Genomic DNA, 12,930 nt, shown 5'->3' on the forward strand with positions numbered 1-12,930 from the left:
GGGCCGCAGCCGACCACGACGGCCGCACCTCCGCGCGGCGGGACGACGGAAAGGGACGCAGCATGAGCAGGGAGCCGGACGGGCTCACGGAGCTCCTCCCGCAGTGGCACCGGCTTCGGGACGCCGAGAACGGTGAGCCCCTGCGTGCGCTGCTCGCGGTCATCGCCGAGCAAGTGGATCTCGTACGCAGCGGTGTCGAACAGCAATACGACGACTGGTTCGTGGAGACCGCCGCCGAATGGGTACTGCCCTACCTCGGCGACCTGGTGGGCCACCGCCCGCTGCCGGGCTACGAACGGGTCCTGGCCACCGGGCTCAAAGACGGCGGGCGGCCTGACACCTCACGGCGGCGGCTCGCCGAGGCGCTGGCGCCGCGCCGGGACGTCGCCGCCACCGTCGCCAACCGGCAGCGCAAGGGCACCCTCGCGCTGCTGGAGGAGCTGTCGGAGTCGGTCGCCGGATGGCCCGCGCGGGCCGTGGAGCTCTCCCGGCTCCTCTCCCACCAACAGCCGGTCAAGCTGTACGGAGCGGGGAGCGGGGCAGCCACCGCGCGGCGCCTGGAGCGCGGCCGGCTCGCGGATGTCAGGGACGGCGCCGCGCTCGATCTGGCCGGCGGTCCCTTCGGGACGGTGGCCCGGTCGGTGAACGTGCGTCGGGCGAACTCCCCGCGCACACCGGGCGGTTACACGCCCGCCGGGGTCGGCCTGTTCGTCTGGCGGCTGAAGCCGTACCCGGTGACCCGCGCGCCCGCGTACTGCATCGACCGGGCCCGCAACCTCTACACCTTCTCGATCCTCGGCAACGACACCCCGCTGGTGACCAAGCCGGAGCCGGAGCCGTCCGCGGCGCACATCGCCACCCTCGACAACGTCCCGGCGTACATCCGCCGCCGACAGCTCGCCGACCGGCTCGCCGACTACTACGGGCCGGGCAAGAGCTTCACGATCTGGCGGGACGGCCAGGACGAGCCGGTTCCGCCGTCGGACCTCGTCGTGGCGGATCTGACGGACTGGCGGTACCGCCCCAAACGGGGACAGGTGGCCGTCGACCCGGCACTCGGCCGGATCGCCTTCGGCTCGAGGTCCGCGCCGCGCCAGGGCGTATGGGTCGACTACCACTACGCGTTCAGCGACGACACCGGTGGCGGCGAGTACCAGCGGGAGCGCGACACCCCTCCGGCCGCGGAGATCTACCGGGTGGGGCCGGGCGAGACGTTCCAGCGGATCATGGACGCGTACGCGGCCTGGCAGAACGACCGGCGGGCCGGCCGCCGCGGCCCCGACGGCATCATCGAGATCACGCACAGCGGCGCCTACCAGGAGCAGCTGGACTTCGACCTGGACCCCGGCGACCGGCTGGAGCTGCGCGCGAGCGAGGGCACGCGGCCGGTGATCCGGCTGCTCGACTGGTACAGCAACCGCCCGGACGCGCTCAACATCCGCGCGCAGCACGAGGAGGGTGAGGATCCTCGTATCGTGCTGGACGGGCTGCTGATCGCCGGGCGCGGGCTCAATGTCACCGGTCCTGTCGGCTCCGTCGTGCTGCGCCACTGCACGCTCGTACCGGGCTGGTCCCTCGAGTCGCACTGCGATCCGCACTCGCCCGAGGAGCCGAGCCTCGTCCTGGACCGCACCACCGCGTGCGTGCAGATCGAGCGGAGCATCCTCGGCACCATCGAGGTGATCGGCGACGAGGTGCACACCGACCCGCTGCACCTGTACATCTCCGACAGCATCCTGGACGCCACCGGGCACGACCGCGAGGCGCTGTCCGCCCCGGACTGCCGCCATGCGCACGCCGTGCTGCACGCCCACCGCACCACAGTGATCGGCGAAGTCCACACCCATGCGGTGGAGATCGCCGAGAACAGTGTCTTCACGGGGCGGCTGCACGTGGCCCGGCGCGGTGTCGGGTGCGTGCGGTTCAGCTATGTGGCGCCCGGCTCCCGGACACCGCGGCGGCACCGCTGCCAACCCGACCTGGTGGGCCCGGACGACGCACAGCGCGTCCGGCCGGTGTTCGCGAGTGTGCGGTACGGGACGCCCGCCTACGGGCAGTTGGCCGCGGGCTGCGCGCCGGAGACCGGGCGGGCCGCGGAGGACGGCGCCGAGCCGGGCGCCTTCCACGACCTGTACCAGCCGCAGCGCGAGGACAGCCTGCGGGCCCGGCTCGCCGAGTACGCACCGGCCGGCACGGACGCCGGAATCGTCCTCGTCACCTGATGCGCTCCTGACCCGCTTTGCCGATTGACGAACCTTTCGAGGGGGACCCCTTCCCATGCACGCAGATCTCTCCCGCAGCACCTTCCGCCCGGACCGGCACTATTCGGCGGTGCTCGCGCAGCAGGGCCGCGTACAGCTCGACGCCGACGCCAACGAGCAGACGGCGATCCAGCTCCACCAGGCCCGTACGATCGCCGCCGATCTGATCGGCCGGCACGGCGGCCCGGCCGGCGCCACCGGCTTCAAAATCACCTACCTGGGCGGCAACCGCGAGCTGGACGACCTGTCCATCGGCGGCGGCCGCTACTACGTCGACGGCATCCTGTGCGACGCGACCCGTCCGGTGCCAGGCACCCCGGTCGACGACGGCCACGCCGCCGGCGAGGACGGCGAGGGGGCCGGCGAGCGGCCCGCTCCGCCCACCGCCTGGAGCTACTGGGACCAGCCCGACGCCTTCCGGGACCCGGAGCGGCAGGCGGACCGGCTGCCCACCCAATTCCCGTACCTGGCCTATCTGAAGGTGTGGGAGCGGACGGTCACCGCGGCCGAGGACCCGGCGCTGCGCGAGGTGGCGCTCGGCTCGGCGATGCCGGACACGGCGGCCCGTACGAAGGTGGTCTGGCAGGTGCTGCCGCTGGAGGGCTCGGAGCTGGATCTGGAGGAGGGGAGCGGCAAGGACGCGGTCCGTGCGGCGTTCGCCGAGTGGGCGGAGAAGGCCGGGGCACCGACGTCCCGGCTGGCGGCGCGCAGCGAGCGGCCGGAGCACGCGGACGAGGACCCGTGCCTGGTCAAGCCGGATGCCCGCTACCGGGGGCCGGAGAACCAGCTGTACCGGGTGGAGATCCACGAGGGCGGCGCGGCCAAGGCCGCGACGTTCAAGTGGTCACGGGAGAACGGCTCCGTCACCTTCCCGGTCGACGCAACGGACGGCACCTGGGTGGAGTTGGCCTCGCTCGGCAGTGACGACAAGCTCGATCTGAACGTCGGCGACCGGGTCGAGTTCGTGGACACCGCGTACACCAGCCGCGGCGAGCCGCTACCGCTGCTGCGGGTGGAGGAGGTCGACCTGCCGGGGCGCCGGGTGCGGCTGTCCGGCGAGCCGGAGCCGGGTGTTGGCCGGCGGCCGGAGCTCCGTCCGTTCCTGCGGCGCTGGGACCAGCCGGAGGGGGCTCGGCAGGCGAAGCACGGTGCCGCGCGGCTCAAGCACGGCGCGGTCCCGGTCGAGGAGGGCCGCTGGCTGCCGCTGGAGGACGGCGTCGAGGTGTACTTCGAGGCCGGCGGCACGTACCGGTCCGGCGACCACTGGCTCATTCCGGCCCGTACGGCCACGGGCGGCGTCGAATGGCCGGCGGACCCGGCGCGCAGGCCGCTGCTCCAGGCCCCGGCCGGCATTCAGGTGCACTACGCGCCGCTGGCGTGGGTGCTCGGCGAGGGATCGGAATCGGATCTGCGTCTCGCCTTCGCGCCCGCGGCCACCGCGATCCCGGCGGCGGACGAGGAAGCGCTGAGGGCGGAGGCGGCAGCGGAGGCCGAGACGGAGGCCGAGGCCGCTGCCTGGACCGAGGCCGGGGCGGAGAACGGGGACCGGCAAGAGGAGAGCTGACGGGCGGACGACGAAACTTCCAGTAAGGAGCACATCACCATGGCTGCACCGTTGAGCGCTTCGCGCCTTGTGAAGGCGCTGCGCGACGAAGGCGTGGTTGTCCACGAGTACCGCAACTGGCGGTCGCACAACCGCAATCACAAGGGCCCGTGGGGCCCGGTGAACGGTGTGATGATCCATCACACCGTGACCAAGGGGACCAGCAGCTCCGTGGAGCTCTGCTACGAGGGCCACGCGAGCCTGCCCGGCCCGCTCTGCCACGGCGTCATAGACAAGAAGGGCGAGGTCCACCTGGTCGGCAACGGCAGGGCCAACCACGCCGGTCTCGGTGACGGCGACGTGCTGAGCGCGGTCATCGACGAGCGCGCTCTGCCGCATGACAACGAGGCCGACACAGACGGGAACCGGCACTTCTACGGCTTCGAGTGCATCAACCTCGGCGACGGAAAGGACCCGTGGCCGGAGGCCCAGAAGGAGGCGGTCGAGAAGGTCTCGGCCGCCATCTGCCGGGCACACGGCTGGGGACACCGGTCGGTGATCGGGCACAAGGAGTGGCAGCCCGGCAAGGTGGACCCCCGAGGCTTCACGATGGACGCCATGCGCGACCGCATCAAGAAGCGGCTGGCCGGCAAGGCACCGGACAGTGACGGACCGAGCCACCCCGACCCGCCGAAGCCCTCGTACGAGAAGTTCCCCGGCGTCGGCTTCTTCCAGGCGGGGCGCCGCAGCCCGATCATCACGGCCATGGGCAAGCGCCTGGTGGCCGAGGGCTGCGGGCGCTACGAGGAGGGCCCGGGGCCGGAGTGGACGGACGCGGACCGTGCGTCGTACGCGGCCTGGCAGCGCAAGCTCGGCTTCTCGGGCCAGGACGCCGACGGTGCCCCGGGGAAGGTCAGCTGGGACAAGCTGCGGGTGCCCAACTCCTGACGCGCGGCCTCGCGATGCACGGCCTCGCGATGCACAGCCGCGTCACGCACGGCCGGGCGGCCCTCACCTCACGAAGGGCCGCCCGGCGGTCACGGCCTCCGCACCCCTAGGATCTAGGGGGCCGAGCCCGCGGTCCAGTGCTGGTCGTTGTTGCCGTCGACCGGGCGCAGATCGAGCGAGCTGCCCGGATCGTCGTCGCTCGGCGTCATGGCGAAGTCCAGCTCAATCGCCGGCCGTATCGCGCCGGCCTGGTCGATGACGAAGCGCAGATTCTGGCCGTTTTCGCCGTCGGCCGAGGAAATGACCCAGATCCCGACCCCGCGATCGGTGTCCCCCCGGGAATCGAGACAGAAGTCCGAGTCGGCGTAGCTGCGCAGGAGATTGTCGGAATCCAGCCGCCAATACTGCGTCGAGGACCCGTTGCACTCCGCCATGACGACATCCGTGCGCTTCTCCAGCACCCCGTCCTCGATGTCGAGGCACAGCCCCGAATCGGTGTTGATCACCTGGGTGTAGGTGTCACCCGGGATCGCGGCGGGAGGGACCTGGATGCCCTTCGACGGGGCGGGGGTGGGCGCTGGGACGGGATCCGCGGTCGGTGCGGTGGGCGTCGGAGAGGGACGGGGACGCTTCGACGGCTCGGTGGCGGTGGGCGGGGCGGCCGGAGCCGATCCGGAGACGGTGGCGGTGACCGTGGCGGCGGGTGGCGGGGGCGGCTCGGCGCTGTTGCCTGCCGGGTCGGGGTCGCCGGACGTGAACGCCAGCAGGGCTGTGACGGCCGCGACGAGCGCCACCGCCGTCACCGCGACCAGCGCGGTGGGCGGCGAGGAACGCACACCCCGTCGGTGCCGCGGCGGATCATCGGGCGGCGGACCGGCCGGAGAGCCGGTCACGGCGCCCGGCGGGGCGGTGGACTCGAGCGGGTCCACGGCTGCCGGCCGTTCCGCAGAGACCGGCCGTTCCGCGGACGCCGGCATCAGGGAGGGGAGGACGCGGGCCGGCCCGGCGGTGACGTAGGCGGCCCCACCCCATCCGAGCAGGCCGTCGGCCAGTACGGTCCGGGGGTTGACCTCCATCGCGGTCAGCTCCGCGAGCACCGAGGCGCAGCGCGGGCACTCGGCCAGGTGCTGGTCCAGGTCGCCGCTGCGCCGCATGTCCCCCGGACGCACCGCGGCCTCCATGATGCGGCGGAATCCCTGGCACTTCTTGTCGCCGGTGCTCTGCAGATACGTCCGCAGACAGCCTTCCCGCAGCGCGTTCTGCGCCTTGGCCTTCAGATCGGACAGCTCGGCCACGGCACACGGCTCCAGGCCCAGGAAGGTGGCCACCTCGGCGTCCGGCTCCTGGTCCACCACGGCGTACCAGAGGATGCCCTGCCAGCGCTCCGGCAGCCGGTAGAAGCCGCCGAGCATGACGGAGCGCTCCTCCAGCCGCCGGCGCCGCGGTTCGGGCCGTTGGTCCTCCGCGCTGTGATCGAAGTCGTCGAGCCAGGTGGCGAATTCGGGTTCCAGGCGGCCGCGCAGGCTGCCCGCGGCCCGGGTTTCGGCGGCCTGCTGAACAAGCATCAGCAGATGATGCCGCCAGGTTCCCCGTGGGTCGATGCCGCGGCGTACGTCCGGCCAGGCCAGGGCGAAGGCCTGCGCGGCGAGTTGGTTCCCGGCGGTCTGGTGGCTGCTGCACAGGCGGGCGTAGGACAGGACGGCGGGCAGATGGCGCCGGCGGATCTCCTGCATCGCCGGATCGGCGGACGGGGGGCCGGCGCAGATCCGCTCGGTCAGTTGCGCGTCGGTCAGTTCGGCGTACTTCGATGGCTCGGGCGCAGGGTTCTGATCGTTCTGATGGAGCTCAGACACCCTCGCGACTCCTCGTTCATACCGTCCAGTCGGACTGCCGCCCCCGGGTAACTGCCGGGAACACGGGGCCCATAGTGATGGAGAAGTACCAGTAGGAAAAGGGGTTTCCCACGGTAAGCACGGGATGAACCGTACTGATGATCAGTCGGGGCCGACCCTGATAAATCCCCACAGGAGCCGCCTGGTTCGGCCCGTTTCGGACCGCAATTGTTCACTCCCGCGAGCTGTGAATCGAATGGCGAAGCACCGCGCCTGCGCGTCGGGATCGGGGGCGGTGGCCAAGTCCCGCCGCGGCTCCTGCGCGTGATCCGTCTCGCAGAGGTGTTGTTCCGCTGTCCACGACCCGCGGATGAGTGATCATCTATAAGCGAGCGAGGAGGCCGCGATGTCCCGTGAACGTATGGCCGTCATGATCGAGCTTCAGGCGGCAGCCTGCGCGGACCTCGGTTCGCCTCTCTGCGCGGCCCTGCTGGAGCGGGTCGCGCAGGATATCCGCGCCTCGGGCCCCTGCGCGGAGGCGCTCGCCGGGTACGAGGACGCCCCCGAGTCCGACGCCATCGCCCTGCGGCTGCTGGGCGGAGTGCACGCCCTCGCACTGACCGGCCGGGCCCCCGACCTGGCCGCCCACTACCCCAGCACGGGCGGCACCTTCGATCCGGACCGGCCGGATGCCGGCTGGCCCGCCTTCCGGGCCGCTGTCGCCCACGAGACGGCATGGGTACGCGACTGGATGACCCGGCCGCCGCAGACCAACGAGGTGGGCCGGGCCAACCTCCTGATCGCCGGGCTGCTGAGGGCCGTGCAGCACGTCCCGCTGCCCGTCAGGCTCTTCGAACTGGGCGCCAGCGCTGGGCTCAATCTGCGGGCCGACCGGTTCCGCTGCACCTCGGAGGGGTTCGCCTGGGGCACCACGGACTCGGAGGTAGTCCTGTCGGAGGCCTGGCGCGGCGCCCCGCCCGGGTGGCTGGCGCAATCCGCCGCCGAACACCCCACCTTGACGATCACTGAGCGGCGGGGCTGCGACCCGGCCCCCATCGACCCGCTCTCGCCCGGAGGCGCGCTGGCCCTGCGGGCGTACATCTGGCCGGACCAGCCGGACCGCGCGGCACGGCTCGACGGCGCTCTGCGCTTGGCGGCACGGGTTCCGGCCGAGGTCGACGCCGTCGGCGCCGCCGACTTCCTCGAGGGCATCCGGCTGGAGCCCGGCACGCTCACCGTGGTCTGGCACTCGATCATGCGGCAGTACGTCCCGGACGCCGAATGGGCCCGGGTCGAGCGGGAGTTGGATCGGCTCGCCGCGGCGAGCAGCGCCGAGGCGGGCTTCGCCCATATCTCGTTCGAACCGCACAGAGTCGGCCGGGAACACCGCTTCCAGCTGACCGTCCGGCTCGGTACGGCGGCCGGAACGGTCCTCGCCGAAGCGCTACCGCACGGCCTCCCAGCCCACCCGGTCGCCCCGTGACATCGGGTCAGGGGGCCGTTTCACCGGCCTCGAGGACAGCCTCGACGTCGACCGCGACGTCGACCATGTCGCTGACGACCACTCCGCCCCGGTCGACCACGTCGTTCCAACTCACTCCGAAGTCATGGCGATTGATGCGCGTCACAGCGGCGAAACCGGCGCGTCGCCTGGGACCGATGTCCCGACCGTCCTCCCACCAGGGGGTATCCCACTGGCCCAAATAGGTGACGTCGAAGGTCACGGAACGCGTTACGCCACGCACGGTGAGATCTCCGGTGATCTCGAACTCGGTCGCGCTCACCTGATGAATGCCCGACCCGTCGAACGTCCACGTCGGGTGGTGCTCCACGTCGAAGAAATCGGCACTGCGCAGATGGGCGTCGCGCTCAGGCTGACCCGTGTACACCTGCGTCGCGTCGACCGTCGCCCTCACGCGGGCCTTCTCCGGCTCGTCGGGATCGACCTCCAGCAAGCCGTGCACGTTCTTGAACTGCCCGCGAACGTAGGCGACCATCATGTGCCTGGCGCGGAACTCCGCGCCGGTATGGCCGGGCTCGAAGAACCATTTGGTCCTAGCCATGACAGCTCCCCTGGCACCATTGCCCCTTCAGCCAGGGTAGGACCACGGCGGGCCCCGCGGTCGCCCTCACCGGCCGGCCGTCCTGCCGCCCCTGCGGAGCCGGGCACCCATGAAAAGCATGGCGACGAGGAAGACGATCACACCGATGACCAGCAGGTAGAGCAGGCCCTTCGCGAGCGCACCGATGAGCCCGAGTACGACAGCCGCGACGACCAGCAGCAGGAACAGGAACATGTCACCCTCCTAGGGCATCTCCGAATCCTCAGGGGCGGGCCAGTCGCCGCTCACCTCCGGCGCCCGGCTCGTAGCTCAGGTCGTAGTGCGCGAAGACGGCCGCTTCGTCCCCGGCCGGCAGCACGTCGTCGGTGCCGATCGACGGCGCGTCCCTCACCTGGTGCTTCGGATAAACGATCTTCAAGTATCCCGGGCCCACGGTGGCGCCGGTGAGGGGGACGAAGACCAGACGGCGCCGGGTCGGCAGGCCCACCGTGACGGTCGCGAAGGCGGGCTGGTCGGTGGCGGTGTCCACATAGATCGCCTCGAGCGCGCCGATCCTGTGGCCACCGACGTCGACCACGTCGTGGTTGCGCCACTCCCGGATGTCGCCGGCCTCGAACACCGCTGTCCTCCAGCTGTCTGCTCTCCCCATCGTCCACCGGCACTCGCGAGGCAGCCAGTCCACTCCGCGCGGTCAGGGCCGCACGCCGAATGCGTTCGGGGCCGGGTCGCGCGTATGCCGTGCGTGCTGAAGGGCGGAGCCCCGCGCCTGGTCACGGGCCGGGCGGACGGCCGGAAAACAGAAAAACCCCAGCTCAACTGGGGTTTTTACTGGTGTCCGAGGGGGGACTTGAACCCCCACGCCCGATAAAGGGCACTAGCACCTCAAGCTAGCGCGTCTGCCATTCCGCCACCCGGACGAGGTGAGCCGCGGTCTCCCGCGGCGACAGGAACAACGATACCAGGGGTTTGAACCGTCGCTCACGTGCATATCCCGAGGTCCGGGCGCACCTCAGGGGCGGCCCTCCGGAGCGGCGTTCGACGGGGATCGCCGAAGCGAGGGCCGATGAGGCCGCAGAGCGGCACATAAGGTGCGGAGGGTGACACAGACTGTGAGCAGGGGCCGGACGCGACGGCGTCCGCGGCCCGTTTCGCCGCTGCGCGAGCGGCTGCGCGACTCGTTCTGGTTCGCTCCGGTGCTGGGACTGCTCGGCGCCATCGTCTTCTCGGGGCTGACGACGGCCGCCGACAAGATGCTGGTGGAGCTGCTGCGGGACGCGGGCGAGTCGGACGCGATCGACAATCTCCTCAAGATCTCCGACGACGCCAAGCGCCTGCTGAACACGGTCGGTTCCTCGATGCTGACCTTCATCGGCGTCGTCTTCAGCATCTCGCTGGTCGCGCTGCAGATGGCGGCCAGCCAGTTCACCCCTCGGGTGCTGCGGCTCTACGTACGCAGCCGGATCACCAAGGCGACCTTCGCGGTCTTCCTGGCGACCTTCACCTTCGCGCTGCTGGCGCAGCTGGGCTACGAGACCGACACCGACCCGGCAACCGTGACCTCGGTGCCGGTCGTCTCGGGCGCGGTGGGCATCGTGCTGGTGATGATCAGCCTGCTGCTGTTCATCGCGTATGTGCACTCCACCCTGCGGCTCATGCGGGTGACCCAGGTGATCGACCGGGTGGCCCGCGAGTCCCTCGCCGTCCTCGGCGGGCACGCGCTGCTCGCGGTGTCGGAGGAGCGGGCCGTACTGCCGCCGGTCACCGGGGAGATCGTCTACTCGGGCCCGGCCGGGGTGCTGCGCGGCATCAACGTCGGCCGGCTCACCCGGCTCGCCCGCCGGTACGACGCGGTGCTGCGCCTGGAGCCGCGGATCGGGGACTTCATCGTGACCGGCACCCCGGTGTGCACCGTGCACGGCGGAACGTTCCCGGCGGACCGCCGGCGGCTGCGGTCCGCCTTCCAGGTGGGGGTGGAGCGCACCTTCCACCAGGACCTCGGCTTCGGGCTGCGGCAGCTCTCGGACATCGCGCTGCGTGCCCTCTCCCCCGCCCTCAACGACCCGACGACCGCGGTGCAGGCGCTGGACCGTATCCACCAGCTGCTGGCCGCGCTGGTGGCCCGGCCGCTGGGCGAGGTGCACCACCGGGACCGGAGCGGGACGCTGCGGCTCGTACAGCAGCTGCCCCGCTGGCCGGATCTGCTGGATCTGGCGCTGGTGGAGATCCGGGGCTGCGGGTCGGCGGCGCCCCAGGTGACGCGGCGGATGTTCGCGTTGCTGGACGATCTGCTGCTGTCCGCGCCGGAGGAGCGCCGGGCGTCGCTGCTGCGGCACCGGGCGCTCCTCGTGCAGAGCGTGGCGCGTGCTCAGCCGGACCCCGCCGACCGGGAGTTCTCGGTCCACCCCGACCGGCAGGGCATCGGCTGAGGCCTGCCGCGAGGATCTGCCGGGCAGTTCCTGGCCAGCCGGTCTGGTCCCGTCCCGTCCTGTCCGGTGCTATCCGGGCATGAGGTGGTAGTCGGGGAAGTTGCCGGGCGGCCGCTCGCCCGCCGGGCCCTGGGTGACGGCGCGTACGAGCAGCTCGCCGCCGACGAAGGCACCGCGCCAGGACGCGCCGAATCCGCCGAAGAGCTCGTCCCGGTCACCACGGGAGCGCGGCTTGCCCAGGCCGACCTTGAAGGCCCGGATCTCGGGGGCGAGACGCTGCGCGGTCTCCTCGTTGTCGCAGGAGAGCGTCGCGACGAGCGCGCCGTTGCTGGCGTTCATGGCGGCCAGCAGCTCGGCCTCGGTGTCGACCAGGACGATGGTGTCGACCGGGCCGAACGGCTCGGCGTGGTGCAGCGGCGAGCTGGGCGGCGGGTTCAGGAGCGTGACCGGCGGAAGGTACGCGGAGGTGTCCTGGCCGGGCAGGAAAAGGCCCTCGGCCAGACTGCCCCGGTGCAGGGGTACGGCGCCGCGACTGATCGCCTCGGCGACCTGGTCGCCCAGCTCCTTGGCCTTGGCATGGTTGATCAGCGGTCCGAAGTCCAGTTCGGGCAGCGGGTCGTCGGGCGAGGCGACCACGAGCGGGTGCCCCACGCGTACGGACCGTGCGGCCGGGAGGTACGCCGCCAGGAACTCGTCGAAGAGCGAGCGCTGCACGACGAACCGCGGATAGGCGGTACAGCGCTGCTTGCCGTAGTCGAAGAGCTTGGGGATACGGGCGGACAGGGTGTCCCAGTCGCTGTACTCCCACACGCCCCAGCAGTTGAGGCCTTCCTGCTCCAGGATGTGGCGCTTGCCGAGGTCGGCGACATCGCTGGCGACCCGGCCGCCGGTGTCCCGGCCGCCGACGAAGGACACACAGCCGATCTCCGGGGAGCGCACCAGGGCTTCGGACAGCTCGCTGCCGCTGCCGCTGACCAGCGTGACGGGGACGCCCTCGCGGTGGATGAGCGCGCAAGCGAGGGTGAGGCAGGCGACGCCGCCGTCGGTGGGAGTCTTGGCGATGACCGCGTCCCCGGCGAGTGCCTGGACCAGCATGGCGTGGACGAGCACGCTCATCGGGTAGTTCCAGCTGGCGATGTTGCTGACCGGGCCGTCGAGCGGTGTGCGGCCCTCGAGCATGGGCTCGATGCCGTCGACGTACCAGCGGACCCCGTCGATGGCGCGGTCCACATCGGCCTGGGCGAGCCGCCAGGGCTTGCCGATCTCCCAGACGAGGAGCAGGGCGAGCAGTTCGCGGTGCTCGGTGAGGGCGTCCAGGGCGGCGGCGACACGGGCGCGGCGCTCGGGGAGGGGTACGTGCCGCCAGGCCCGGTGCTGGTCGAGGGCGGCGCGTACGGCCCGCTGGGCGGTGTCCGCGTCGAGCCTGGGAGGTCCGGCGATCGGGCTTCCGTCGACGGGAGTGATCGCGGGCAGCGGGTGGCCGTCGGACCGCCAGGCGCCGTCCCACAGGTTGAGCACGCGGTCTTCCCGGAACGCTTCGGGTGCGACGGCGAGGCAGCGCTGCCAGGCATCGGACCAGGTGGTTCCGGGCTTGAGGGCGAGGGTGGATGCCATCTTGTCTTCTCCGCTCTCGTTGCACAGACGGGAGGGGTGGCGCTCGTTTGAGTCTAGTAGACGTTAGTGATCGGGAATCGATCGCGGTACGTAGCTCGAGTCAACTATGAGTGACGTCACGTCGGGTGGCTATCCGGTCCAGGACGGAGTGCGGCCGTTTCGGCCGGTGTCGCGCCGACGCCGATACGGCCGCCTCGAGGGCGGTCGTAGGTACGCTCGCTGCGACACGGAGGTCGAGCAGGC

At 71.4% G+C, this 12,930-nt stretch carries 10 protein-coding genes and 1 tRNA gene; 5 read left to right on the forward strand and 6 right to left on the reverse strand.

Annotation, left to right across the window (positions count from 1 at the left end; all coding sequences use genetic code 11):
- Positions 1-62 precede the first annotated feature (62 nt).
- Genes ABZW18_RS07100 through ABZW18_RS07110 form a run of 3 tightly spaced genes read left to right on the forward strand, consistent with a single transcriptional unit; the run spans position 63 to position 4,752 of the window.
- Positions 63-2,222, forward strand: coding sequence for a hypothetical protein (locus ABZW18_RS07100; RefSeq protein WP_356183241.1), 2,160 nt, complete (start codon positions 63-65; stop codon positions 2,220-2,222).
- A gap of 55 nt (positions 2,223-2,277) precedes the next feature.
- Positions 2,278-3,825, forward strand: a complete 1,548-nt coding sequence (locus ABZW18_RS07105) for a DUF6519 domain-containing protein (RefSeq protein WP_356183243.1) — start codon at positions 2,278-2,280, stop codon at positions 3,823-3,825.
- Positions 3,826-3,864: 39 nt separating this feature from the next.
- The gene (locus ABZW18_RS07110) at positions 3,865-4,752 is read left to right on the forward strand and encodes a peptidoglycan-binding protein (protein WP_356183246.1); all 888 of its coding nucleotides are present in this window, start codon (positions 3,865-3,867) and stop codon (positions 4,750-4,752) included.
- Between the two features lie 113 nt (positions 4,753-4,865).
- Here the strand turns inward: ABZW18_RS07110 and ABZW18_RS07115 are convergent, their stop codons facing one another.
- Complete coding sequence (locus tag ABZW18_RS07115) at positions 4,866-6,605, reverse strand: ricin-type beta-trefoil lectin domain protein (protein ID WP_356183249.1); 1,740 nt, start codon at positions 6,603-6,605, stop codon at positions 4,866-4,868.
- 385 nt (positions 6,606-6,990) lie between these two features.
- Between ABZW18_RS07115 and ABZW18_RS07120 the strand changes: the two genes are divergently transcribed.
- Positions 6,991-8,067 carry a DUF2332 domain-containing protein gene (locus tag ABZW18_RS07120; RefSeq protein WP_356183252.1) on the forward strand — a complete coding sequence of 359 codons (1,077 nt, stop codon included), beginning with the start codon at positions 6,991-6,993 and terminating at the stop codon, positions 8,065-8,067.
- 7 nt (positions 8,068-8,074) lie between these two features.
- Here ABZW18_RS07120 and ABZW18_RS07125 read toward each other — a convergent pair whose 3' ends face one another.
- The 4 genes from ABZW18_RS07125 to ABZW18_RS07140 all read right to left on the reverse strand — a co-directional run bounded on the left by ABZW18_RS07125 (position 8,075) and on the right by ABZW18_RS07140 (position 9,564).
- Positions 8,075-8,647 (reverse strand): YceI family protein, encoded by a 573-nt coding sequence (locus ABZW18_RS07125; protein WP_356183255.1) that lies wholly within the window; start codon positions 8,645-8,647, stop codon positions 8,075-8,077.
- Between the two features lie 66 nt (positions 8,648-8,713).
- Positions 8,714-8,881, reverse strand: coding sequence for a hypothetical protein (locus tag ABZW18_RS07130; protein ID WP_356183258.1), 168 nt, complete (start codon positions 8,879-8,881; stop codon positions 8,714-8,716).
- A gap of 28 nt (positions 8,882-8,909) precedes the next feature.
- Positions 8,910-9,266, reverse strand: coding sequence for a PRC-barrel domain-containing protein (locus ABZW18_RS07135; RefSeq protein WP_356183261.1), 357 nt, complete (start codon positions 9,264-9,266; stop codon positions 8,910-8,912).
- Positions 9,267-9,476: 210 nt separating this feature from the next.
- Positions 9,477-9,564 (reverse strand) — tRNA-Leu (locus ABZW18_RS07140).
- A 180-nt stretch (positions 9,565-9,744) separates the two neighbouring features.
- Between ABZW18_RS07140 and ABZW18_RS07145 the strand changes: the two genes are divergently transcribed.
- Positions 9,745-11,073 (forward strand): DUF2254 domain-containing protein, encoded by a 1,329-nt coding sequence (locus ABZW18_RS07145; protein WP_356183264.1) that lies wholly within the window; start codon positions 9,745-9,747, stop codon positions 11,071-11,073.
- A 69-nt stretch (positions 11,074-11,142) separates the two neighbouring features.
- Here the strand turns inward: ABZW18_RS07145 and ABZW18_RS07150 are convergent, their stop codons facing one another.
- Complete coding sequence (locus tag ABZW18_RS07150) at positions 11,143-12,687, reverse strand: aldehyde dehydrogenase family protein (protein ID WP_356183267.1); 1,545 nt, start codon at positions 12,685-12,687, stop codon at positions 11,143-11,145.
- Positions 12,688-12,930: the final 243 nt, after the last annotated feature.

Origin of the sequence: Streptomyces sp. NPDC004647 (assembly GCF_040609575.1) — a bacterium.
Taxonomy (GTDB): Bacteria; Actinomycetota; Actinomycetes; order Streptomycetales; family Streptomycetaceae; genus Streptomyces.

Bases quoted from the DNA above. Each gene is read 5' to 3' on its own strand.
- ABZW18_RS07100 (WP_356183241.1), top strand. From the start codon at position 63: ATGAGCAGGGAGCCGGACGGGCTCACGGAGCTCCTCCCGCAGTGGCAC.
- ABZW18_RS07105 (WP_356183243.1), top strand. From the start codon at position 2,278: ATGCACGCAGATCTCTCCCGCAGCACCTTCCGCCCGGACCGGCACTAT.
- ABZW18_RS07110 (WP_356183246.1), top strand. From the start codon at position 3,865: ATGGCTGCACCGTTGAGCGCTTCGCGCCTTGTGAAGGCGCTGCGCGAC.
- ABZW18_RS07120 (WP_356183252.1), top strand. From the start codon at position 6,991: ATGTCCCGTGAACGTATGGCCGTCATGATCGAGCTTCAGGCGGCAGCC.
- ABZW18_RS07125 (WP_356183255.1), bottom strand. From the start codon at position 8,647: ATGGCTAGGACCAAATGGTTCTTCGAGCCCGGCCATACCGGCGCGGAG.
- ABZW18_RS07130 (WP_356183258.1), bottom strand. From the start codon at position 8,881: ATGTTCCTGTTCCTGCTGCTGGTCGTCGCGGCTGTCGTACTCGGGCTC.
- ABZW18_RS07150 (WP_356183267.1), bottom strand. From the start codon at position 12,687: ATGGCATCCACCCTCGCCCTCAAGCCCGGAACCACCTGGTCCGATGCC.